General features: G+C 73.4%; 23 protein-coding genes. 11 read left to right on the forward strand and 12 right to left on the reverse strand.

From position 1 onward, the window contains the following. The first annotated feature begins 30 nt into the window (after positions 1-30). The 8 genes from RM555_RS14285 (at position 31) to RM555_RS14320 (ending at position 8,210) form a co-directional block, all read left to right on the forward strand. Positions 31-972, forward strand: coding sequence for an ABC transporter permease (locus RM555_RS14285; protein ID WP_151452571.1), 942 nt, complete (start codon positions 31-33; stop codon positions 970-972). Continuing rightward, positions 969-2,750: a dipeptide/oligopeptide/nickel ABC transporter permease/ATP-binding protein gene (locus RM555_RS14290; protein ID WP_311412181.1), complete on the forward strand. Its 1,782-nt coding sequence runs from the start codon at positions 969-971 to the stop codon at positions 2,748-2,750. The genes RM555_RS14285 and RM555_RS14290 overlap by 4 nt, the downstream gene beginning before the upstream one ends. Beyond that, positions 2,747-3,589, forward strand: a complete 843-nt coding sequence (locus RM555_RS14295) for an ATP-binding cassette domain-containing protein (protein WP_311412182.1) — start codon at positions 2,747-2,749, stop codon at positions 3,587-3,589. The genes RM555_RS14290 and RM555_RS14295 overlap by 4 nt, the downstream gene beginning before the upstream one ends. Positions 3,590-3,620: 31 nt before the next feature. Beyond that, the gene (locus RM555_RS14300; RefSeq protein WP_311412183.1) at positions 3,621-4,508 is read left to right on the forward strand and encodes a sugar phosphate isomerase/epimerase family protein; all 888 of its coding nucleotides are present in this window, start codon (positions 3,621-3,623) and stop codon (positions 4,506-4,508) included. Then, positions 4,505-5,566, forward strand: coding sequence for a Gfo/Idh/MocA family protein (locus RM555_RS14305; RefSeq protein WP_311412184.1), 1,062 nt, complete (start codon positions 4,505-4,507; stop codon positions 5,564-5,566). The genes RM555_RS14300 and RM555_RS14305 overlap by 4 nt, the downstream gene beginning before the upstream one ends. Before the next feature lie 22 nt (positions 5,567-5,588). Further along, positions 5,589-6,671: a Gfo/Idh/MocA family protein gene (locus RM555_RS14310; protein WP_311412185.1), complete on the forward strand. Its 1,083-nt coding sequence runs from the start codon at positions 5,589-5,591 to the stop codon at positions 6,669-6,671. A gap of 75 nt (positions 6,672-6,746) precedes the next feature. Then, positions 6,747-7,049: a hypothetical protein gene (locus tag RM555_RS14315; RefSeq protein ID WP_311412186.1), complete on the forward strand. Its 303-nt coding sequence runs from the start codon at positions 6,747-6,749 to the stop codon at positions 7,047-7,049. Between the two features lie 78 nt (positions 7,050-7,127). After that, positions 7,128-8,210 carry an NAD-dependent epimerase/dehydratase family protein gene (locus RM555_RS14320; RefSeq protein WP_311412187.1) on the forward strand — a complete coding sequence of 361 codons (1,083 nt, stop codon included), beginning with the start codon at positions 7,128-7,130 and terminating at the stop codon, positions 8,208-8,210. A gap of 31 nt (positions 8,211-8,241) precedes the next feature. Here the strand turns inward: RM555_RS14320 and RM555_RS14325 are convergent, their stop codons facing one another. From RM555_RS14325 to RM555_RS14345, 5 genes are all read right to left on the reverse strand, one after another. Continuing rightward, the gene (locus tag RM555_RS14325) at positions 8,242-9,441 is read right to left on the reverse strand and encodes a GNAT family N-acetyltransferase (protein ID WP_311412188.1); all 1,200 of its coding nucleotides are present in this window, start codon (positions 9,439-9,441) and stop codon (positions 8,242-8,244) included. Between the two features lie 66 nt (positions 9,442-9,507). After that, complete coding sequence (locus tag RM555_RS14330; protein ID WP_151452585.1) at positions 9,508-10,200, reverse strand: hypothetical protein; 693 nt, start codon at positions 10,198-10,200, stop codon at positions 9,508-9,510. Further along, a complete protein-coding gene (locus RM555_RS14335; protein ID WP_311412189.1) occupies positions 10,197-11,015 on the reverse strand; it encodes an ATP-binding cassette domain-containing protein in 819 nt (272 codons plus the stop codon). The genes RM555_RS14330 and RM555_RS14335 overlap by 4 nt, the downstream gene beginning before the upstream one ends. Beyond that, entirely contained in the window at positions 11,012-11,350 is a 339-nt protein-coding gene (locus tag RM555_RS14340; RefSeq protein ID WP_151452587.1) for a PadR family transcriptional regulator, read from the reverse strand. Before RM555_RS14340 ends, RM555_RS14335 begins: the two co-directional genes overlap by 4 nt. A gap of 80 nt (positions 11,351-11,430) precedes the next feature. Beyond that, on the reverse strand, positions 11,431-12,150 hold the full coding sequence (locus RM555_RS14345; RefSeq protein WP_311412190.1) for a PP2C family protein-serine/threonine phosphatase: 720 nt from the start codon (positions 12,148-12,150) through the stop codon (positions 11,431-11,433). A gap of 63 nt (positions 12,151-12,213) precedes the next feature. Here RM555_RS14345 and RM555_RS14350 point away from each other — a divergent pair, with 63 nt between their 5' ends. After that, complete coding sequence (locus tag RM555_RS14350; protein ID WP_311412191.1) at positions 12,214-13,251, forward strand: helix-turn-helix domain-containing protein; 1,038 nt, start codon at positions 12,214-12,216, stop codon at positions 13,249-13,251. 84 nt (positions 13,252-13,335) lie between these two features. Here RM555_RS14350 and RM555_RS14355 read toward each other — a convergent pair whose 3' ends face one another. Then, complete coding sequence (locus RM555_RS14355) at positions 13,336-13,803, reverse strand: helix-turn-helix domain-containing protein (RefSeq protein WP_311412192.1); 468 nt, start codon at positions 13,801-13,803, stop codon at positions 13,336-13,338. Between the two features lie 149 nt (positions 13,804-13,952). On the opposite strand from RM555_RS14355, the gene RM555_RS14360 reads away from it, so the two are divergent. After that, positions 13,953-15,335 (forward strand): benzoate/H(+) symporter BenE family transporter, encoded by a 1,383-nt coding sequence (locus RM555_RS14360; RefSeq protein WP_311412193.1) that lies wholly within the window; start codon positions 13,953-13,955, stop codon positions 15,333-15,335. Here RM555_RS14360 and RM555_RS14365 read toward each other — a convergent pair. The 6 genes from RM555_RS14365 to RM555_RS14390 all read right to left on the reverse strand — a co-directional run bounded on the left by RM555_RS14365 (position 15,253) and on the right by RM555_RS14390 (position 19,127). Further along, the gene (locus tag RM555_RS14365; RefSeq protein WP_311412194.1) at positions 15,253-16,413 is read right to left on the reverse strand and encodes a hypothetical protein; all 1,161 of its coding nucleotides are present in this window, start codon (positions 16,411-16,413) and stop codon (positions 15,253-15,255) included. The two genes, RM555_RS14360 and RM555_RS14365, sit on opposite strands and share 83 nt — an antisense overlap. After that, positions 16,410-16,925 (reverse strand): SigE family RNA polymerase sigma factor, encoded by a 516-nt coding sequence (locus RM555_RS14370; protein ID WP_311412195.1) that lies wholly within the window; start codon positions 16,923-16,925, stop codon positions 16,410-16,412. The genes RM555_RS14365 and RM555_RS14370 overlap by 4 nt, the downstream gene beginning before the upstream one ends. Before the next feature lie 207 nt (positions 16,926-17,132). Then, the gene (locus tag RM555_RS14375) at positions 17,133-17,507 is read right to left on the reverse strand and encodes a hypothetical protein (RefSeq protein ID WP_311412196.1); all 375 of its coding nucleotides are present in this window, start codon (positions 17,505-17,507) and stop codon (positions 17,133-17,135) included. Positions 17,508-17,612: 105 nt separating this feature from the next. Further along, on the reverse strand, positions 17,613-17,849 hold the full coding sequence (locus RM555_RS14380) for a hypothetical protein (RefSeq protein ID WP_151452591.1): 237 nt from the start codon (positions 17,847-17,849) through the stop codon (positions 17,613-17,615). Between the two features lie 81 nt (positions 17,850-17,930). Beyond that, complete coding sequence (gene mscL, locus RM555_RS14385; protein WP_311412197.1) at positions 17,931-18,404, reverse strand: large conductance mechanosensitive channel protein MscL; 474 nt, start codon at positions 18,402-18,404, stop codon at positions 17,931-17,933. Positions 18,405-18,443: 39 nt separating this feature from the next. After that, positions 18,444-19,127 carry a FadR/GntR family transcriptional regulator gene (locus tag RM555_RS14390; RefSeq protein WP_311412198.1) on the reverse strand — a complete coding sequence of 228 codons (684 nt, stop codon included), beginning with the start codon at positions 19,125-19,127 and terminating at the stop codon, positions 18,444-18,446. Between the two features lie 50 nt (positions 19,128-19,177). Here RM555_RS14390 and RM555_RS14395 point away from each other — a divergent pair, with 50 nt between their 5' ends. Beyond that, a complete protein-coding gene (locus RM555_RS14395; RefSeq protein ID WP_311412199.1) occupies positions 19,178-20,515 on the forward strand; it encodes an MFS transporter in 1,338 nt (445 codons plus the stop codon).

Raw genomic sequence — 20,515 nt, forward strand, 5'->3', positions numbered from 1 at the left:
TCACTACAGCTCATCTAGGAGGTAGCAGGCATGCTGGGCTTCATCGGTCGGCGGTTGGCCACGGGCCTGCTGCTGGCGTTCTCCGTCGTGACGGGGATGTTCTTCTTCCTCATGCTCACCGGCTCCGATCCGGCCCGGGGCGCGCTCGGCCTCTACGCCACCGAGGAACAGGTCGCGGTCAAGCGGGAGCAGCTCGGCCTCGACCGGCCGCTCGTCGAGCAGTACCTGAGCTGGCTGGGCGGGGTCGTGCGCGGTGACCTGGGGGTCTCGTCCGCGCAGAACACCGACGTGAGCGACCTCATCGTGACGCGGCTGCCGGTCACCGTCTCCCTCGCGCTGGGCGCCGTCCTGGTGGCCGCCGTCCTCGGCGTCGTGCTCGGGCTGCTCGCGGCGACCCGGCCCGGGACGTTCGACCGCGTACTCCAGGTGTTCATGGTGTTCGGCTTCAGCCTCCCGAACTTCTGGGTCGCGATCATCCTGGCCCTGGTCTTCGCCGTGCAACTGGGCTGGTTCCCCGCCACGGGCTACGTGCACCTGAACGACTCACCCGGCGGTTGGCTCTGGTCCATCACCCTGCCGATCGTCGCGCTGTCGATCGGTTCGATCGCCGCCATCGCCCAGCAGCTGCGGAACTCGGTGATCACCGTGAACAGCCAGGACTACGTCCGTACGCTGCGCAGCCGGGGTCTCTCGCAGCGCGAGATCCTGCTCACCCACGTCCTGCGCAACGCGGCTCCGCCGGCGCTGACGATGCTCTCCCTCCAGTTCATCGCGGCGATGAGCGGCGCCGCCATCATCGAGCGGGTGTTCGGCCTCCAGGGCATCGGCGCCGTCGCCATCAACGCCTCGGGCAACAGCGACATCCCCGTGATCATGGGCGTCCTGCTCTTCACCGTGCTCGTCGTCGTGCTCGTCAATCTCGCGGTCGACATCCTCTACGCCGCCCTGAACCCGAAGGTACGGAACGCATGAGCGCCGACGTGACGCCCCGCGCGGGCCTGACAGCCAGGAGATTCCGCTCCTTCCTGCGTAACCCGATGGGCGTGGTGGCGGGCGGCGTCCTGCTGGCCATCGTCGCGGCGAGCCTGCTCGCGCCGCTGCTCGCCCCGCAGGACCCGAACCTGGTGGTGCTCTCGGAGGCGCTCCGACCGCCGAGCGGCGACCACCCGCTCGGCACGGACGGCAACGGGCGGGACATCCTCAGCCGCCTGCTGTGGGGCGGCCGGGTGAGCCTCCAGGCGGGCGCGATCATGGTCGCCGTCGCCCTCCTGTGCGGGATTCCCGCAGGTCTGCTCGCCGGCTACCGCGCGAAGCGGTTCGACGGGGTGTCGAGCTGGATCTTCAACATGCTGATGTCGCTGCCGGAGATCCTCATCATCATCGTGGTGATCGCCTCCCTCGGCAGCGGCCTCGCCCCGACGATGATCACCCTTGGCGTGCTGGCGTCGCCGGACATCTTCCGGCTCACCCGGAGCGCCGTGATCGCGGTGCGCGAGGAGCTGTACCTCGACGCCGCCCGCGTCGCGGGGCTGTCCGACCTGCGCATCATCTTCCGCCACGTGCTCTCCGTGGTGCTGGGCCCGGTCCTCGTGCGGTCCTCGTTCATCTTCGGCATGGCGATCATCGTCCAGTCCGGCCTGGAGTTCCTCGGCTTCGGCGACCCGCAGCGCCCCAGCTGGGGTGGCGAGCTCAGCAACGCCTTCCAGAACTTCCACCGCGCGCCCGAGCTGGTCATCGCGCCCGGCGTCGCCATCGGCCTCACGGTCATGGCACTCGTGCTCTTCGGCACGGCCCTGGCGGATTCACTGGGGGTCAGTCGCAAACCCAAGGCCAAGCGGGCCGCGCGGTCCGCCGGCCGGGACGACACGACGGTCGTCCAGGGCGAAGCCGACCGTACGCCCGCGACCGCCCTCCCCGCGGACACCCTGCTCCGCGTCGAGGACCTGTCGGTGCGGTACGTGGCCGAGGACGGAGCCGCCAAGGACGTGGTGCGGGGCGTGTCGCTGCACGTCGCGCGGGGAGAGGTGCTCGGCCTGGTCGGGGAGTCCGGCTCCGGAAAGTCCCAGACGTCCTTCGCGATCCTCGGACTCCTGCCACCCGACGCCTCCGTGTCCGCCCGGCACCTCTCCCTCGACGGGCGGTCCCTGATCGGGCTGCGCGAGGGCGAGTTGCAGAAGCTGCGCGGGCCGCAGATGGCCTACGTGCCGCAGGAGCCGATGTCCAACCTGGACCCGTCCTTCACCGTCGGCGCCCAGCTGACGAAGCCGATGCGGCGCAAGCTCAACCTGTCGAAAAAGGCCGCGCACGAGCGGGCCCTGCACCTGCTCGAACGCGTCGGCATTCCCGACCCCGCCCGCACGCTCGCCGCCTACCCCCACCAGCTCAGCGGGGGAATGGCACAGCGGGTGCTCATCGCGGGCGCCGTCTCCTGCGATCCCGAGCTGCTCATCGCGGACGAGCCGACCACCGCCCTCGACGTCACGGTCCAGGTGGAGGTGCTCGAACTCCTCCGCGACCTGCAACGCGAGCGCAACATGGGCCTCATCCTCGTCACCCACAACCTGGGTGTGGTCGCCGACCTCTGCGACCGGGTCGCGGTGATGCGGGACGGCCTCGTCGTCGAGCAGCAACCCGTCGCCGAACTCTTCGCCAACCCGCAGCACGAGTACACCCGAATGCTCTTGGACGCGACCCTGGAGGACGCCCCTCCCCGGCGGTCGCGCGACGACCTTCAGGAGGTGCAGTCATGAGCACCCGCAACGATTCCGACGCCCCACTGCTCGACGTCCGCGACGTCAACGTCGTCTATCCCGGGTCCCGGTGGCGCAGTCCGTCCTTCCACGCTCTGCACGACGTCTCGATGCAGATCCGGGCGGGAGAGACGGTGGGCCTGGTCGGCGAGTCCGGCTCGGGAAAGACGACCCTGGGCCGCGCGCTTTTGGGGCTCGCCCCGATCAGCGCCGGCACGGTCACGTTCGACGGCGCCGACATCACCCACGCGAACCGGCGCGCCCGCCGGGCCCTGAGCCGGGACATCCAGGTCGTCTTCCAGGATCCGTACTCGTCGCTCAACCCGGCGATGTCCGTGGAGAGCATCCTCGCCGAGCCGCTCAGGGCGCAGGGGGTGCCCGGGGCCGAAGCCTCCGCGCGGATCGGTCAGCTGCTGGGCCAGATCGGCCTCGAAGCCGACGCCGGGCGCCGGTACCCGCGCGAGTTCTCCGGCGGGCAACGGCAGCGGATCGCCATCGCCCGCGCCCTCGCGCTGAAGCCCCGACTCATCGTCTGCGACGAACCGGTCAGCGCCCTCGACCTCTCCACCCAGGCACGCATCCTCGACCTGCTCATCGACATCCAGGAGCAGACCGGCGTCGCGTACCTCTTCATCTCCCACGACCTGTCGGTGGTCCGCTACATCTGCCACCGGGTCGCGGTCATGCTCAAGGGCCGCATCGTGGAGACCGGTGACGGTGACACCGTCACGTCACGACCGCGCCATGCGTACACGAACCGGCTGCTCATGGCGTCGCCCATCCCGGACCCGGCGCGGCAGGCGGAACGACGCCGCCAGTACGCCGCGCTCTCCTCCTGACCCCGCCACACCCCGACCGAAGGAAGTACCCGTGCAGTTCGGCTTCAGCTCCTACTCCTTCTACCAGCACCTGCGCACCAACCGGATGAGCCTCTTCGAGGTCATCGACTGGATCGGCGCCAGCGACGCCACCCACATGGAGATCGCGACGGTGTCGCTCTCCCCGGAGATCTCCAACGACACCTCCACCCTCGACCAGGACCCCGGGTTCGTCCAGGAGATCAAGACCCGCGCGGCCGACCAGGGCGTCACCCTGTCCAACCTCGTCGTCCCGGCCGACCTCCTCGGCGCGGACGCGGAGAAGAGCATGCAGCGGGTCAAGCGGCACATCGAGGTGGCCGCCGCGCTGGACATCAAGCTCTTCCGCCACGACGTCGCCAAGTGGGCCCACCGGGCGAAGGACATCGCCGAGTTCGAGGCGCTGCTGCCCCGCATGGTGGAGGCGTGCAAGGAGATCGCCCAGTACGCCGCCCCGTACGGCATCACCACCAGCGTGGAGAACCACGGCCTGCTGATGAACGGCGGCGAGCGCGTACGCCGGCTCATCCACCTCGTCGACGAGCCGAACTTCAAGACGACCCTCGACGTCGGCAACTTCATGTCGGTGGACGACAACCCGGTGGTGTCGGTCGCCGAGAACGCCCGGTACGCCAGCATCGTGCACCTGAAGGACTTCTACGTCCGCTCGCAGTACCCCGGCGAGGGCTGGCACCACACCCCCGGCGGCACCTACCTGCTCGGCTCCATCGTCGGCTACGGCGACCTCGACATGCGCAGGATCGTGCGGGGCATCGTCGACGCCGGCTACGACGGCTTCGTGTCCATCGAGTTCGAGGGCATCGAGGAGTGCCTGATGGCCAACCCGATCGGTCTGGCCAACGCGAAGCGGCTCTTCGCCGAGGCGGAGGCGGCGAAGTGAGCCGGCTCGGCGTGGGCGTGATCGGCGTCGGGAGCATCGCGGAGATGCACCTGGGCGCGTACGCCGCCAACCCGGACGTCCACCTCGTCGGGGTGTTCGACGTCAACCAGGAGCGGAGCGCGCAGAAGGCTGAGACCTTCGGCGTGACCCGCGTGCACCCGACGCTCGACAGCCTGCTCGCCGACCCCGAGATCGACGCGGTGAGCATCTGCACGTGGAACGACAGCCACGCGGAGATCGCCACGGCGGCGCTCGACGCCGGCAAGCACGTGCTGGTGGAGAAGCCCCTGAGCCGTACGGCCGGCGAGGCCGAGGCGCTCGTCGAGGCCGTCGAGCGCAGCGGCAGGCACCTGGAGGTCGGCTTCGTCCGGCGCTTCGGCGCGAACGCCAAGGTCCTCAAGTCGTTCGTCGACGCCGGGCTGCTGGGCGACGTCTACCACGCGCGCGCGACGAACATCCGGCGGCTCGGCAACCCCGGCGGTTGGTTCGCGGACCACAAGCGGTCCGGCGGGGGACCGCTCATCGACATCGGCGTGCACGTGCTGGACCTCTGCTGGTACTTCATGGGCACCCCGAAGGCCGTCACAGTCAGCGCGGTCACCCACACCCGGCTGGGCAACCGGGCCAACGTCACGTCGCTGTCGCGGTACAAGGTCGCGGACTACGACCCGACCCAGAGCGACGTCGAGGACTTCGCGGCGGCCCTCATCCGCTTCGACAACGGGGCGTCCCTGACGCTGGAGACCAGCTACTCCCTGCACGCCCTCGAGGACCGCCTCGAAGTGGCGGTCTTCGGCGAGCGCGGTGGCGCGGAACTCGAACCGAAGCTCCGGATCGCCACCGAGATGCACGACACCGTCCTCAACGTGGGACCACAGATCGACCACCTCAGCTTCGACTTCGCCGAGGGGTTCGCCACCGAGATCGCGCACTTCGTGGCGCTGTGCCTGGGAGAGGCCGAGCCGGTGGCTCCCGTCTCCCACGGCACGGAGGTCATGCGCATGCTCGACGGGATCTACGAGTCGGCGCGGGCCGGCCACGAGATCAGGCTCTCCTGACATGGTCCACGACGGAGGGTCCGTGCGGGTGGGGGTCGTGGGGTGCGGAAACGTCAGTTCCCGCTATCTGGCCAACGTCGCCGGGGACCCGGCGGTCACCGTCGTCGCCTGCGCCGACGCCGACCCGGCGCGCGCGCGGGCGCTCGGCGCCGCCCACGCGGTGCCGGAGGTGCACCCGGTCGACGCCCTGTTGACCCATCCGGACATCGACCTGGTCCTCAACCTGACCCCACCCAGGGCGCACGCCGAGGTGACCCTGCGCGCCCTGGAGCACGGCAAGCACGTCTACACGGAGAAGCCCCTGGCGACCACCATGGCCGACGGGCACCGCATCGTCGAGGCCGCCCGGGCGCGGTCGTTGCAGGTCGGCACCGCGCCGGACACCTTCCTGGGCGTCGGGGCGCAGACCTGCGCGGCGCTGCTCGCCGACGGCGCGATCGGCACCCCGACCTCGGTGAACGCCGCCATGATGAACGCCGGGCCGGAACGGTTCCACCCCGAGCCGGAGTTCCTCTACCAGGAGGGCGCCGGACCCCTGTTCGACATCGGTCCGTACTACCTCACGGTCCTGACCGAACTCATGGGTTCCGTCGTCCGGGTGGGGGCGCTGGGCGCGACCGCGCGTACCGAACGCGTCGTGTTGGCCGGACCCCGCGCGGGGTCGACCTTCAGCGTGCAGACACCCACCCACATCAACAGCGTCCTGGAGTTCGCCAGCGGGGCCATGGGCATGCTGGTGACCAGCTTCGACGTCGTGGCGACGCGTACGCCGCACCTGGAGATCCACGGCACCGAGGGCACGATCGTCGCGGCGCAGGCCAACTCGTGGGGCGGTCCCGTGCTGCTCAGGGCAGCGGGCAGCACCGACTTCGTCGAGGTGCTCCCCGGCCCACGCGACTCCGACGGATTCATGGGGATGGGCCTGGTCGAGATGGCCAGGGCCATCCTGGCGGGGCAGCCCGCGCTGGCCTCGGCGACACGGGGGCTCCACGTCCTCGAGGTGCTCACGGCCATCGCCGCCGCCGCCCGCTCCGGCGGAGGTTTCACGACGATCGGTTCGAGGCTGGAGACCCCCGGTCGACGTGACGCGGGTGCCGTCGGGTGAGGGCCGGCCGACGAACGGTGGGGGCGGGGGGTGGGGTGCAGGCATGGCGCGGGCGCGTGGGGGAATCGTGTCCGGATGAGGATGAGCAGCACCCCGGCCGTGGCGGCGTCGAGCGAGGAGACGGGGCCGGACGGCGTACGGGGGCCGGCCGGCGAGGTGCACGCCTGGTTGCCGGGGCAGAACCAGACCGTCTGCGGGCTCCCGCTCAGCCGGACCCGGCTGCGCCGCTTCCCGCACGTGCGGTTCGAGTACACGTCGACGGACGTGCTCACCGAGGCGGATCCCGTCGGCCGGATCTGCCCGCGCTGCCTCGCCGCCTCGCAGGGCCGCCGCCGGAGCGGGCAGAAGAACTGGGTCCGCCACTCGCCCCGCCCCTGACGGGTGCGCCGCTCGCCGTACTCCCGACGGTGGGCGTGATCGACGATTGAGCCGGGGCTGACCGGGTACGGGGCGGGCATGCGGATCGTGGTGGTGGGGGCGACCGGCAACGCGGGCACCGCCCTGTTGCGCCGGCTGCGGCGGGAACGCGGAGTGGAACTCGCCGGGGTGGCCCGCCGGCTGCCGGGGCCGGACTGCGGCGAGCCGTACGACCAGGTGGAGTGGCACTCCTGCGACGTCGGCCTGCCCGGCGCGGCCGACCAGCTCGCCGAGGTCTTCGCCGGTGCCGACGCGGTGGTGCACCTGGCCTGGCAGATCCAGCCCAGCCACGACCAGCGCGTGCTGCACCGGACCAACGTGGGCGGCAGCGCGGCCGTGATCGACGCCGTGGTCCGCGCCGGCGTGCCGGCCCTGGTGTACGCGTCGTCGGTCGGCGTCTACGCGTCCGGCCCGAAGGACCACCCGGTCTCCGAGCGCTGGCCGGCGACCGGGGTGCCCGGCTCGTCGTACAGCCGGGACAAGGCCGAGGTGGAGGCGCTGCTCGACCGGGCCGAGCGGGAGCACCCGGGGCTGCGGGTGGTGCGGCTGCGGCCCGGCCTGAACTTCCAGCGGGCGGCGGCCACCGAGATCACCCGCTACTTCCTCGGCCCGTTCGCGCCCGTCCGGCTGCTGCGCTTCGGCCGGATCCCGCTGGTGCCGACGAACCCACGGCTGCGGATGCAGGCGGTGCACACCGACGACGTCGCCGACGCGTACGCCCGGGCGGTCCTGGGTGACGCGCGCGGCGCGTTCAACGTCGCCGCGGACCCGGTGCTGACCCCGGAGCTGGTGGCCCGGCACTTCCACGGCTGGACGGTGCCCGTCGCCGCCCCGGTGCTGCGCGTCGCCGCCGCCCTGACCTGGCGGGCGCGGCTGCAACCGATCGACGCCGGCTGGGTGGAGCTGGCGCTGCACGCGCCGCTGATGTCGAGCGAGCGCGCCGAGACGGAGCTGGGCTGGCATCCGCGCCACGACGCGCTCAGCGCGCTGAAGGAACTCTTCGCCGGCATGGCCGACCGGGCGCACACCGCCAGCCCGCCGATGTCGGCGGCGCGCCACCTCCCGGGTCGCCCCACCGCCCTGCTGCGCGGTCGCGCCGCAGGCCACGGCAATCCCTACTGAGCCACGGCTGCGGGAGGCGGGCGGGGGTCAGTCAGAAGTCGGCGAAGACGTACGGGTTCTGGCGGGGGAAGAGGCGGCGCAGTTCCGCCGCCGCGTCCGTCGACACGTCGCCCAGCCCTCGCAGGCCCACCTCGACCGGTTCCAGGACCCCGTACGCCAGGGCGGAGAGGCCGGCGGCCGTCAGCGTGGCGGTCGGCGGCGCGCCGACGGTGGCGGCGGCGCCGGTGACCAGCTCCAGCGCGCCGGTGGTGCCGTCCAGCAGGTACGACCCGGCCAGCCACCGGTCGCCGGTCAGCTCCACCCGCACCCGGCCCGGCCCGACGGGCAGCCCGGCCAGCGCGTCGATCGACAGCAGCCGGGCCATGGGCGCGGAGTAACCCGGTCGGGCCACCCGCGCCTCGACGTGCACGGCCAGGTCGGTCAGCCACAGCTCCGGCACCTCGTCGACGGGCACCTGGACGGTCACCCGCTCCACCTGGTCGACGTGCCGGCCCAAGAACTGCAACATGAGTGCCCGGGCGAGCGGGTCGGCGGCGAGCAGGTCGCCTGCGGCGAGCGTGCCGCCGTGGTCGTCGATGCGGTAGAGCACCGCGCCGGTGACCGTACCGCCCGTGCGGGCCGTCAGCAGCCAGTGCTCGTCGCGGTCGCGCAACCCCACGTCCCGGTAGCCGGGGAAGATCGCGAAGCCGTGCCGCTCGTTCAGGCACCGCTCGGTGAACGCGCGCCAGTCCCGGTAACCCTCGCCGATCCGCTCCCAGCCCACCTCGCCGGGCAGGTCGGCGCCGAGCAGCTCGCCCAGGTCGGCCGGCGAGAACGTGACCGTACGCGGCTTCGGCAGCCCCACGTAGCCGAACCGGGCGTAGAACGACGGCCGGAACGGGTAGAGCGCGCTCAGCTGGTGCCCCTCGTCGCGCATTTCGTCGAGGAGTTGGTGCATCAGCGTGCGTACGTGCCCCTGCCGGCGGGCCAGCGGATGGCTCGCCACCCCGGCGACGCCGGCCATCGGCAGCACCTCGCCGCGCAGGTTCTGCCGCATCGGGATGGCCGAGGCGGCGGCCAGCGTGGTGCCGCCCTCCTCGACGACCAGCGTCCGGTTGCCCTTGTTGTAGGGCAGGTAGCCACGGAACTCCTCCGCCCGCGCCGCGCTGCGCGGCGACGCCTCGAAGGCGTACGCGCCGAGCGCGAAGCTGGTGGACAGTCTTTCTTCGGCGTTCACCCGGCGGACGGTCATCCGCCCATCCCATCCCGGCCCGGCGGTCGCCGCAACCGCAATCGCCGGTGACCCGGCGACGCCCGGTCAGCCGATCGGCAGGTGTCGAAGGTGCCGGCGGCGGCGCAGCCGGACGCTGAACACGGCCGCCACGGCGCCGATCAGCAGCGCGGTGACGGCCAGCCCGTGCAGCGAACCCCGCGCCAGGTAGCCGGAGTCGGTGTGGTCCACCGCCCACGTGGCGATCTCCCGGCTGGACCAGAACGGGGTCAGCTTCGCGCCGGTGCCGGCCGGGTCGATCAGCATCTGCACCGCCACGACGGTGAGCAGCAGCAGCGTCCCCTCCAGCTCGCGGGGGAGCAGCGCACCGATCAGCATCCCGAACGGCGCGGCCACCCCCACGCAGCAGAGCATCGCCACCGCCACCCCGCCGTGCCGCAGCTCGGGTGCGTCCACGACGGTGAGCACGAAGAACGGCACGGACAGGATGAGCCCGGCCGCCCACAGGCCGAGCAGCCGGCCGAGGTAGAGGTCGTGCGGGCGGTAGCCGGCCAGCCGCAGCCGGGGCTCCAGCTCGCGGGCCGCGCCGGTGGCGAAGAGGGCGGCGGTGCTGACGGCCCAGCTGATGCCGAGCAGCAGCGAGCGTACGGACTGCCCGACGTGCGAGTCCCGCCGGATCAGCCAGAACGCCAGCGGCATCAACAGCAGCAGCAGGAGCACGCCCCGACGGCGCAGCAGCTCCCGCAGGGTCATCTCGGCGACGGTGACGAGGCGGTTCACGCACGCCCTCCCTGGGTGGCCGGGGTCAGGTCGAGCACCAGGTCGACCCGGTCGAGCTGGTTGAGCAGGTGGGTCACCACGACGATCGCCCGGCCCTCGTCGCGCAGCCGGGCGAGCTGGTCCCAGAAGTTGACGTACGTGCCCTGGTCGAAGCCCTGGTAGGGCTCGTCGAGCAGCAGCACGTCCGGCTCGCTGAGGGTGGACATGGTCAGGTTCAGCTTCTGCCGGGTGCCGCCGGAGAGGTTACGGGCGAGGACGTCGCCGTCGGCCTCCCAGCCGAGGTGGCGGGCCGCCGCCCGACCGGCGCGGCGGGCCGGTCCCCGGGCCACGCCCCGGCCGGCGCCGACCAGCACGAAGTGCTCGTCGGGCAGCAGGAAGTCGGCGGTGCCGCCCTGCTGGGGGCAGTAGCCGACCCGGCCGGAGACGGTCACGTCCCCGGCGTCGGGGGAGACCAGCCCGGCGCAGACGCGCAGGAAGGTGCTCTTGCCGCAGCCGTTCGCCCCGATCACGGCGGCGATCTGGCCGGCCCGGACGGTCAGGGACGCGTCGCGCAGGACGGTGCGTCGCCCGTACCGCTTGGTGATGCCCCGGGCGTGCAGCCGGACCGGTCCGGGACGCGCGGCGGGCGAGGTGCCGATGGTCTCGACGATCGCCGCGGCGTAGTCCTGCGGCCGGCCGAAGACGGCCCACGGGTCGCCCCCGCTGTCGCGCAGGTGCGTGGCGGCCTCCGCGACCACGTGCCGGGCGGCGTCCGCCCGGACCCGGCGCCGGTCCAACTCGGCCGCGAACACCCGCAGCCACTCGTCGGCGTTCATCCGTCGACCCCCTTCGTGACGAGGCCGGTCACCGGGGCGACGAACGCGAGCCAGGCGCTGCCGCCCTGGCGCAGGGTCGCCCGCCCGCTGTCGGTGATCCGGTAGTACTTGCGGGCCGGACCGGACGCGCCCTCCCGCCACTCGGCGGTGACCAGGCCGGTGCGTTGCAGGCGCAGCAGCACCGGATAGAGCGTGCCGCCCTGGATCGGCCCGATGCCGGCGGCCTCCAGCGCCTGGGCGAGCTGGTAGCCGTAGGACTCGCCCTCGCGCAGCAGGGCCAGGACGCAGAGGTCGAGCACCCCGCGCAGCCACTGCCCGCGCCGGTCGGAATCCACCCGAGGAACATAGCGGCACTACCTAGATGGCACAACTACCTAGCTGGCGGCGGCTGCCCACGACGGGAGCCGGGACGCGCTCAGCCGGCGACGACGTCCGAGACCACGACGGTCACGTTGTCCGGCGCGCCGGCCTGGTGGGCGAGCTTGACGAGCTGCTCGCCGCACTGGTGGCGGTCGCCGTACGTGATCAGCGTCGCGGCGATCGTGCCGTCCTCGACGTAGTCGGAGAGCCCGTCGCTGCACAGCAGCAGCCGGTCACCGGCGACCACCGTGAGCACACCGACCGCCGGGGGAGTGTCCGAGCCCTGCACCGCCCGGGTCACCAGGGACCGCTGCGGGTGGTGCCGTGCCTGCTCGGGCGAGAGCGCCCCCTGGTCCACCAGCGCCTGGACGAAGGTGTCGTCGCGGGTGAGCTGGGTCAGCTCCCCGTTACGCAGCAGGTAGCAGCGGGAGTCACCCACCTGGGCCAGCACCAGCGCGTCCCCGGCGAGCAGGGCGGCGGTCAGCGTCGTACCCATGCCGTCGCGCGCCGGGTCGACGGTGATGGCGGCGTGGATGCGCCGGTTGGCGGTGCTCACCACGGCGCGCAGCGCCGCGGCCGCCTCGTCGGGGGTGGTCGGCGGGCTCAGCTCGTCCAGGATGCGGATGACGATCTCGCTCGCCACCTCGCCCGCGGGCAGGCCGCCCATGCCGTCCGCGACCGCGACGAGGCGGTCACCGGCGAGGGCGGAGTCCTCGTTGTTGGTGCGAACCAGGCCGATGTCGTTGAGGATGGCCGAGCGGAGGATCAGCGTCATGGGGTCAAGCTTGCCAAGAACACCCTCCCGCCGTCTCTACGCACTACTGCGTAGGGTTGGGGAATGATGCCGGTGTCGATGGTCGGACGCGCCGGCGAGCTGCTTGAGCTCGACCGGGTGTGGTCCACCGTGGTCGCCGGCCGACGGTCCGCGCCGACCGTCGCGGTGATCACCGGAGCCGCCGGGGTGGGCAAGTCCCTGCTGGTCTCGGCCGCCCTCGACGCGTTCGCCCCCCGGCCGGCGGTGGTGCTCTCCGGCGCCGCCCGCGTGCACAGCCCCGCCCCGTACGACTGGCTGGCCGCCGTTCTCACGGGCCGGGACACGAGCCGGCTCGACCTGCCGCCGGACGCGCTGGCCTGGCTCGCCCAGCAGCCGACCGCGCCGCGCGAGCGCTACGCGCCGGGCACCCTGCTCCGCCTTGCGGTGCGGGTCGTCCGGCTGCTCGTCGGCGCCGGCCCGGCCGTACTGGTGGTGGAGGACCTGCACGCCCTCGACCCGGCCAGCCTGAACCTGGTCGGCGAGCTGGCGACCGCCGCCGACCTGCCGGCGTTGCTGGTGGTGGCGAGCCGGCCCGCCGAGGACGCCGTCGCGCCGGACCTCGCGGTCCGCGCCCTGGCCCGGCTCTGCGGCGTCCGGGGCGCCGTCCGCCAACACCTCGGACCACTGCTCCCGGCCGAGGTCGCCGAGGTGCTGACCCAGGTGTACGCCGACCCGCGCCCGTCCGGCCGTCTGGTGCGCGCCGTCTGGCAGCGCACCGGCGGCAACCCGTACGCGCTGACCGAGCTGCTCGCCGCTCACGCCGGACGGGGGCCCGAGGCGCTGCTCCGCCCGACGCCCGCCCCGCGCCCGCCGAGGATGGCGTCGCAGCGACCGGTGGATCCGGTGGACGCCGAGCTGACCGGGCGGGAGATCGAGGTGCTGGGCTGCCTGGTCGCCGGGATGTCCAACAAGCAGGCGGCTCGGGCCCTCGGCATCTCCGTGCGGACGGTCACCGTGCACGTGTCCAACCTGCTGCGCAAGACCGGGTCGGCGTCGCGTACGGAGGCGGCGATCTGGGCGGTGCAGCGGCGGCTACCGGTGCCGACCCCCGTCGACGGCTGACCCCACGCCGCCGGGTTGAGGTGTAAGGAAGGGCCCCTTGCTAACGCATAGCGTTAGCAAGGGGCCCTTCCTTACACCTCAAGCTCACCGCCGGGGGTAACGGAGCAGGAGGCTGGCGGCGACCTCCTTGTCGCCGACGGCGGCGTACACGTGCGGCACGTCCGACGTCCAGCGCAGGTGCCCGCCGGCGGCGGCGGTCAGCGGCGCGTCGACCGGGCCCGCGCGCAGCACGCCCGCGAAGACGGTGACGTGCTCGGTGACCCCCTCCTGGTGCGCGGGGGAGAGCTGCTCCGGGCCGGGCGCGACCAGCATCCGGTACAGCTCGTAGGTGGCGTCGGCGTCCTCGAAGACCTCCAGCAGGATGGCGCTGACCGCGGCGCCGCGGACGACCGGCCCGGCCGCCGGGCCGGAGAGCACGGCCGTCAGCGGTACGCCGAGCTGCGCGGTGATCGCGTAGAGCGTCTCCAGGGTCGGGTTGCGGGTGCCGTTCTCCAGGCCGGAGAGGGTCGCCTTGCCCACCCCGGCGAGCCGGGCGAGGGCGGACAGCGACATCCCGCGCTCCTCGCGCAGGGCGCGTACCCGGCGACCGACGGCCTCGGCGCCCGGATCGGGGGCCGATCGGTGGACTGGTGACGTCTGCGGCACCCCGCTATGGTGCTACAGGTTCTTGTTCCGTAAACGGAACGGTCGGGGGAGGCGGGATGGCGGGACGGTCGCAACCGGTGCTGGCGGGTGTGGTGACCGCGCTGGTCGGGTTCGCCAGCTCGTTCACGGTGGTGCTGGCCGGCCTGCGGGCCGTCGGCGCCTCGGACGCCCAGGCCGCCTCCGGGCTGCTCGCGGTGTGCGTGGCCTCCGGGATCTCGGCCGTCTGGCTGGGCCTGCGGCACCGGATCCCGATGAGCGTCGCGTGGTCCACCCCGGGCGCGGCGCTGCTGGTCGCCACGGGCACGGTGCCCGGCGGGTGGCCCGTCGCCGTCGGGGCGTTCCTCGTCTCGGGTGCGCTGATCGTGGCCGCCGGGCTGTTCCCCGCCCTCGGGCGGGCCGTCGCGGCGATCCCCCGGCCGATCGCGGGCGCGATGCTCGCCGGGGTCCTGCTGCCGCTCTGCACCGCCCCCGTCCGCGCGCTGGTCGAGGTGCCCCGGCTGGCCGTCCCCGTGGTGCTGGCCTGGCTGCTGCTGCACCGGTTCGCCCGCCGATGGGCGGTGCCTGGCGCGCTCGTCGTCGCGGTGGCGGCGATCGCGCTGACCACCCCGGTCTCCGGGCTCGGCGGCGCGCGGCTGCTGCCCGTGGTCGAGTGGACCGCGCCGGCCTGGAACGTCGCCGCGATGGTGGGCCTCGCGTTGCCGCTCTTCCTGGTCACCATGGCCGCGCAGAACGTACCGGGGATGGCGGTGCTGGTCGGCTACGGCTACCGGCCGCCCTTCGGCGCCGCGCTGCGCGCCACGGGACTGACCACCGTGCTCGCCGCGCCCGCCGGCGGGCACGCGGTCAACCTCGCCGCGATCACCGCCGCCCTGGCCGCCGGCCCGGACGCCCACCCCGACCCGGACCGCCGCTGGATCGCCTCGGTCACCGCCGGGACCGGGCTGGCCCTGCTGGGGCTGGGCGCCGGGGCGGCCACCGCGCTGGTCGCGCTCGCCCCGCCGGTGCTGATCGAGGCGGTCGCCGGGCTGGCGCTGCTCGGCGCGCTGGCCACCGCGCTCACCTCGGCGCTGGCGGAACCGGCGGACCGGGAGGCCGCCGTGGTCACCTTCGTGGTCACCGCCTCCGGGGTGACCCTGCTCGGCGTGGGCGGCGCGTTCTGGGGCCTGGTCGCGGGCGGGGTGATGCTCCTGCTCTTCCGCCGCCGCTCCGGCGGGCCGACCGCGCCGGAGCCGGCGCCCGCACCCGCGCCCGAGCCGGCTGGGCTGGCTGCGGGCGGGCCCGGGCCGGGTGCGGCCGGACCGGCGGATCGACCCGTCCGGGTGCCCGGCGTCAGCGGCACGGACCGGCGCGCGAGCTTCAGCGGCGGCAGTGCCACACCAGCGGCCGGTGCGCCTGGTTCTCGTAGACGGCACCGACCACGATCAGACCGTCGTCGCTGATCCCGTTGGCCGTGTACGTGCCCGCCTCGGTCGCCCGGACATCCGGCCGGCCCGGCAACCGGCGGGACGTGCCGTCCGTGGCGACGACCAGCGGCTCACTGCCGCCGACCAGCAGGTCGCCGTTGCCGGCGATCCCGGTCGCCCCTGGGAACGGCAGCAGGCTCACCGCCCCCGTCCTGAGATTCCAACGTACCGGCAGCATCTGCACGGCACCGCCCTGTCGGGCGCCGGGAACCGTGCCGATCGCCCATTCGCCGTGCGCCGAGTCGACCGAGGCACGCGGGTGGCCGTCGGGCACCGCCAGCGCCGCCCCGACGCCCTGCGGCGTCCACCGGTAGGGCAGTTGGCCCATCACGCCGACGACCGTGCCGTCCTCGGTGATCCCGGTCGCCGCAGACCCGGCCCGGCCGACCAGCCGGTACTCCTGCGGGCGGTCCGCCGACCACAGCACGGCGTGGTGCGAGTCGCCGGCTCCCCTGGCGGTTCCGGCGATGTCGCCCCGGCCGTTGACCGCGTGCACGAGGACCGCCTGGTAGCCGGGTGGGGTGGCCAGGAAGCGCAGCTTCCCGTCCCGGTGGACCCACCCGGTGCCGTCGCCGTTGGTGCCGACCACGACGCCGCCGGCGTTGACCGCCGCCGCGTGCCGCGCGCCGGTTGGCAGGACGGCTGCCCGGCCGTCGGTCCACAGCACGACCCGCCCGTCCTCCTGCCCGGTGCCGATCTCGCCGACGATGTACCGCCCGGTGGGGTCGACGCCGTTGGCCACCGCGACCGGACCGTCGATCGGCTGTGGCAACCACGACGCCTCGCAGGTGACCGGGGCGGCCGGCACGGTCCCGGCCGGTGATGCCGCGAGGGCCGGCGTGGCCGGAGCCGGCCGGCTGGCGGCCCCGCCGGGCTGGACGGCGCCCACGACGCCGAGCCCGGCCAGCACCGTCACCGCGGCGATCCCGCCGACGCGGCGGCGCTGGCGGCGTCGCCGGCCGTCCCGGACCGCGCGGCCCACGTCGACCCGCGGCTCGGGAACCGGCGCGGCCTGCAGCAGTGCGGCCATCCGCTGGTCGTCCAACGCGGTCATCTCGAATTCCTCCCGGCCAGCTCGGCGACGTCGAGCACTTGGCGGACCGCCGCCAGCGCCCGCGCCGTCTGCGATTTCACGTTGCCTTCGGAGCAGCCCATCGCGGCGGCCGTGTCGGCCAGCGACAGGTCACACAGGAACCGCAGGACCAGCACGGTGCGCTGGCCGCGAGGAAGGCGGGCGAGCGCGGCGAGCAGGCTGTCCCGCTCGGCCAGGTCGTCGTGCGGCGTGACCGGCCGGCGCTCCGGCTCCGGCATCCACCCCAGCAGCCGGACCTTCGCCCAGCTCAACCGCTTCTCGTCGACGAGCTTGTGGACCAGCATCCGGTGCACGTACGCGTCGACATTGTCGGCCCGGCTGACCCGGCGCCAGTTCACGTACAGCGATGTGATGGTCTGCTGCACCACGTCGTCGGCCAGGTGGGCGTCGCCGCACATCAGGAACGCGGTCCGGTGCAGTCTCGGCAGTCGCGCGGAGACGTACTCCACGAACTCACGCTCGGCATCCGCCATCGGGGCTCCCTCCTCCGCAGGCTCGACGGGTCCGGGCGACCGTCGGGTTGCGTCAGAGCGAAGTTCGGCGGGGTGCCAGATCGGCGCCGGTGACCCTGGCGCCACCGGGCCGACGGAAAACGTGCTGCCATCGGTGGCCGCCGTCGATGACCCGGCGGGGCCTCGTCACTCCCTGCCGGGCGGCCAGCCGCCGGCGGCGGGGCGTCGCTACTCCTCGGGCGGCAGGTCGCGGGCCGGGACGTCGAGGCGTACCTGGTCGTCGGTGACGGCGGCGATCTGCTCGGCGAGCACGTAGACCGCGCCGGTGCGGACCAGGTCGGTGGAGACCTTCAGGTAGCCGCTGTGCAGCAGCCGGGCCGCCAGGTCGGCCGGCACGTCCGGCTCCTCCACGGCCGTCGACTCGATCAGCTCGTCCAGGCTGCTGCCCGGGTCGGCGGTGGGGGCCTGCACGGTCACCGCGTTGGGATCACCCCGCTGGACCAGGTCGACGGTGCCGAACTCGGTGCCGTCGACGTCGATCACCCGCATGCCCGTGGTGATCCGGGAAACTGTCGCCTGCCGCTCGGTGCCCTGCTGCTCCATCCCGGGGCGGTTCCCGGCCCCCGCTCCGGCTAAACCACCGTCGAGATCTTGGACAGTTGTCGTTCGGGCCGAGCGCCAACTGTCCAAGATCTCGGGCGGGGTCCCTCACCAGGACGTCGGGGGGCGGGGGGAGAGTTCGCGCCACGTGTCGGTGCCCTGGAGCAGCGCCCGGACCGTCTCCTCGGCCTCCTCGGCGGTGCCGTACTCGTAGAACCGGGAGACGCCCTCGGAGCCGCCGGCGCGCTGCTCGACGTGCCACCGGTCGGCGTCCACCCGGAGGAAGACGTCGCGCCGGGCCAGCCGGCCCCATTTCCCGTTCCACCAGTGCTTCCGCTGCTCCATGGCGGGACTCTATCGAACAGGCGTACGAAAATGTGTGGCCCCTGCGGGAATCCCGCAGGGGCCGATGTGCGTGCGCCGGGTTCAGCGCCCGGTGGGTGGTTCCTCCCGGCGGCCGAGCACCTCGTCGAGCGCCCCGCGCCGCTGCCCGGGGGTGGTGTGGCCGGCGGCGACCAGGGCGTCACGGATCTCGGTGAGCAGCCGGACCTCCTCGCTCGGCGCCTTCGGCGGCGGCTCCTCGCCCCGCTTGCGTCGCTCGGCCAGCTTGTTCATCGGGTAGACGACCAGGAAGTAGAGCGCCCCCGCGGTGAGCAGGAACGTGATCAGCGCGTTCACGAACGCGATCCAGTCGAAGGCGATGCCGCGGAACATCGGGGCAGTGCCGGCCAGGCCCTTGTCGCTGCCCGTGATGAGCAGCACGAAGACCCGGATCAGCGGTTCCAGGAACGACTTGGTGAGCTGGGTGACCACGCCCGTGAACGCGGCGCCGATGACGACACCGACCGCCAGGTCGACGACGTTGCCGCGCATGATGAAGTCTTTGAAGCCCTTGAGCATCCGTACTCCCGAGGTGTCCGGTCTTCCGTCCGGCACAACCTATGCCCCGGGCAAGGGCTCCAGAAAAGCGCCGGCCTCGATCGCCGCGCGGCCCGGGTCGCCGGCCCGGATCGCCTCGACCAGCCGGGAGTGGTCGACGTAGCGTTCCGGCTCCAGCGCGCCGCCCATCGACTGGGCGATCGTGCTGTGCAGCGCGGCGCCGACCGAGGCGTACAGCTCGGCGAGCATGCCGTTGTGCGCCGCCGCGACCACGGCGGTGTGCAGCGCCGCGTCGGCCGCCACGAACTCGTCGAACCGGCCGTCGTGCCAGGCCGCCTCGCGGGCGGCTAGCGCGCCGTCCAGGGCCGCCAGGTCCTCGGTCGTACGCCTCAACGCGGCGAGCCGGGCGGCCTCCACCTCGAAGGCGCGGCGCACCTCGACCACCTCGGCCATCCGGTCGGCGGTGAGCCGGCGGGCCACCACCGGGGCCAGCTCGTCGGTCGACACCACGTACGTCCCGGAGCCCTGCCGGCACTCCAGCACCCCGGCGTGCACCAGCGCCCGCACCGCCTCGCGGACCGTGTTGCGGCCCACGCCGAGCGCCGCGACCAGCTGCGGCTCGGTGGGGATCCGTCCGCCGACCGGCCATTCGCCGCCGAGGATCCGCTCCCTGAGCTGGGCGATGGTCTGCCGCACCCGGTGGCCCCTGGGCGGCGCGGCGGCGGAATCAACCGACGGTGGCACTGGTTACAACACCTGCCCGGAATTCATCCCATGATTGTAGGTTCGGACGCATGACCCCGCCAACCACCGCCGCCGTCGACGCCGGGACCTCACCGCGTTCCGTGCGGGAGACGATCGCCGGGCCGGACGACGTGCCCGCACCGGCGGATGCGACGGCTCCTGCCGCCGGTCCCGTCGGCGCCACCCCCAAGCCGGCCGGACCGGTCGCCGGTGGCCTGCTCGTGCTCGTCGGCATGCTGCTCGTGGCGCTCAACCTGCGGGCCGCGATCACCAGCCTCGGCGCCCTGCTCGACGAGGTACGCGGCGGCCTGGCCCTCTCCGGGGCGCTGGCCGGGGTCGTGACCACCCTGCCCGCGGTGGCCTTCGCCGTCTTCGGGTCACTCACCCCCCGGCTGGTCCGCCGGAACTCCCCGGCCCGGGTGCTGGTGGTGGCGATGCTGATCCTCGCCGCCGGGCAGCTCGTCCGGGTCGGCACCGACTCCGCGCTGGTCTTCATCGCCGGCAGCGCCCTCGCGCTGGCCGGGATCGCGGTGGCGAACGTCCTGCTTCCGCTGCTGGTCAAGCAGTACTTCCCGCACCGCATCGGACTGGTCACCGGGGCGTACTCGATGACGCTGACGGTGGGCGCGACGGTGGCCGCCGCGGCGGCGGTGCCGGTGGCGCACCTCTTCGGCACCTGGCGGGCCGGGCTCGCCGTGTGGGCCGGGCTGGCCCTGGTGGCCGTACTCCCGTGGGTGCCGCTGGCGCTGCGGGCGCGCGCGGCCCGACGGGCGGCGACCCCGGCGGCGGTGGCGCCCCGTGCCCGCCGGATCCGGCCGGGGCGGACCCGTCTCGGCTGGGCGATGGCGGTCTACTTCGGGACGCAGTCGCTGGGCGCCTACGCGATCATGGGTTGGCTGGCCCAGCTCTTCCGCGACGCCGGCTACCGGCCGCAGGACGCCGGCCTGCTGCTCGCCGGGGTGACGGCGCTGGGCGTGCCGATCGCCCTGCTGATGCCGACCCTGGCCGGGCGGCTGCGCACCCTGCACCCGCTGGTGCTGACGCTCTCCGCCGCGATGGCCCTCGCCTACGTCGGGATGGCCGTCGCGCCGCACGACGGGGCGCTGCTCTGGGTGGTGCTGCTCGCGATCGGGCAGAGCGCCTTCCCGATGATCCTGGCCACCATCGGGCTGCGGGCCCGGACGACCGAGGGGACGGTGGCGCTCTCCGCGTTCAGCCAGAGCGTCGGCTACCTCATCGCCGCGCTGGGGCCACTGCTGGTGGGCATCCTCTACGGGACGACCGGCGGGTGGACCGTCCCGATCGGGTTCCTGCTGGCGGCACTCGCCGTGCAGACCGGCGCGGGCATGGTGATCGCCCGTCCCCGACACATCGAGGACGAGGCGTGA

This window comes from Micromonospora reichwaldensis (assembly GCF_031845925.1).
GTDB classification, from domain to species: Bacteria; Actinomycetota; Actinomycetes; order Mycobacteriales; family Micromonosporaceae; genus Micromonospora; species Micromonospora reichwaldensis.

What these genes read in the sequence shown, in the direction of transcription:
- RM555_RS14285 (WP_151452571.1), top strand. Translation starts at nt 31, where the DNA reads ATGCTGGGCTTCATCGGTCGGCGGTTGGCCACGGGCCTGCTGCTGGCG.
- RM555_RS14290 (WP_311412181.1), top strand. Translation starts at nt 969, where the DNA reads ATGAGCGCCGACGTGACGCCCCGCGCGGGCCTGACAGCCAGGAGATTC.
- RM555_RS14295 (WP_311412182.1), top strand. Translation starts at nt 2,747, where the DNA reads ATGAGCACCCGCAACGATTCCGACGCCCCACTGCTCGACGTCCGCGAC.
- RM555_RS14315 (WP_311412186.1), top strand. Translation starts at nt 6,747, where the DNA reads ATGAGGATGAGCAGCACCCCGGCCGTGGCGGCGTCGAGCGAGGAGACG.
- RM555_RS14320 (WP_311412187.1), top strand. Translation starts at nt 7,128, where the DNA reads ATGCGGATCGTGGTGGTGGGGGCGACCGGCAACGCGGGCACCGCCCTG.
- RM555_RS14325 (WP_311412188.1), bottom strand. Translation starts at nt 9,441, where the DNA reads ATGACCGTCCGCCGGGTGAACGCCGAAGAAAGACTGTCCACCAGCTTC.
- RM555_RS14335 (WP_311412189.1), bottom strand. Translation starts at nt 11,015, where the DNA reads ATGAACGCCGACGAGTGGCTGCGGGTGTTCGCGGCCGAGTTGGACCGG.
- RM555_RS14345 (WP_311412190.1), bottom strand. Translation starts at nt 12,150, where the DNA reads ATGACGCTGATCCTCCGCTCGGCCATCCTCAACGACATCGGCCTGGTT.
- RM555_RS14350 (WP_311412191.1), top strand. Translation starts at nt 12,214, where the DNA reads ATGATGCCGGTGTCGATGGTCGGACGCGCCGGCGAGCTGCTTGAGCTC.
- RM555_RS14355 (WP_311412192.1), bottom strand. Translation starts at nt 13,803, where the DNA reads ATGTCGCTGTCCGCCCTCGCCCGGCTCGCCGGGGTGGGCAAGGCGACC.
- RM555_RS14360 (WP_311412193.1), top strand. Translation starts at nt 13,953, where the DNA reads ATGGCGGGACGGTCGCAACCGGTGCTGGCGGGTGTGGTGACCGCGCTG.
- RM555_RS14365 (WP_311412194.1), bottom strand. Translation starts at nt 16,413, where the DNA reads ATGACCGCGTTGGACGACCAGCGGATGGCCGCACTGCTGCAGGCCGCG.
- RM555_RS14370 (WP_311412195.1), bottom strand. Translation starts at nt 16,925, where the DNA reads ATGGCGGATGCCGAGCGTGAGTTCGTGGAGTACGTCTCCGCGCGACTG.
- RM555_RS14375 (WP_311412196.1), bottom strand. Translation starts at nt 17,507, where the DNA reads ATGGAGCAGCAGGGCACCGAGCGGCAGGCGACAGTTTCCCGGATCACC.
- RM555_RS14380 (WP_151452591.1), bottom strand. Translation starts at nt 17,849, where the DNA reads ATGGAGCAGCGGAAGCACTGGTGGAACGGGAAATGGGGCCGGCTGGCC.
- mscL (WP_311412197.1), bottom strand. Translation starts at nt 18,404, where the DNA reads ATGCTCAAGGGCTTCAAAGACTTCATCATGCGCGGCAACGTCGTCGAC.
- RM555_RS14395 (WP_311412199.1), top strand. Translation starts at nt 19,178, where the DNA reads ATGACCCCGCCAACCACCGCCGCCGTCGACGCCGGGACCTCACCGCGT.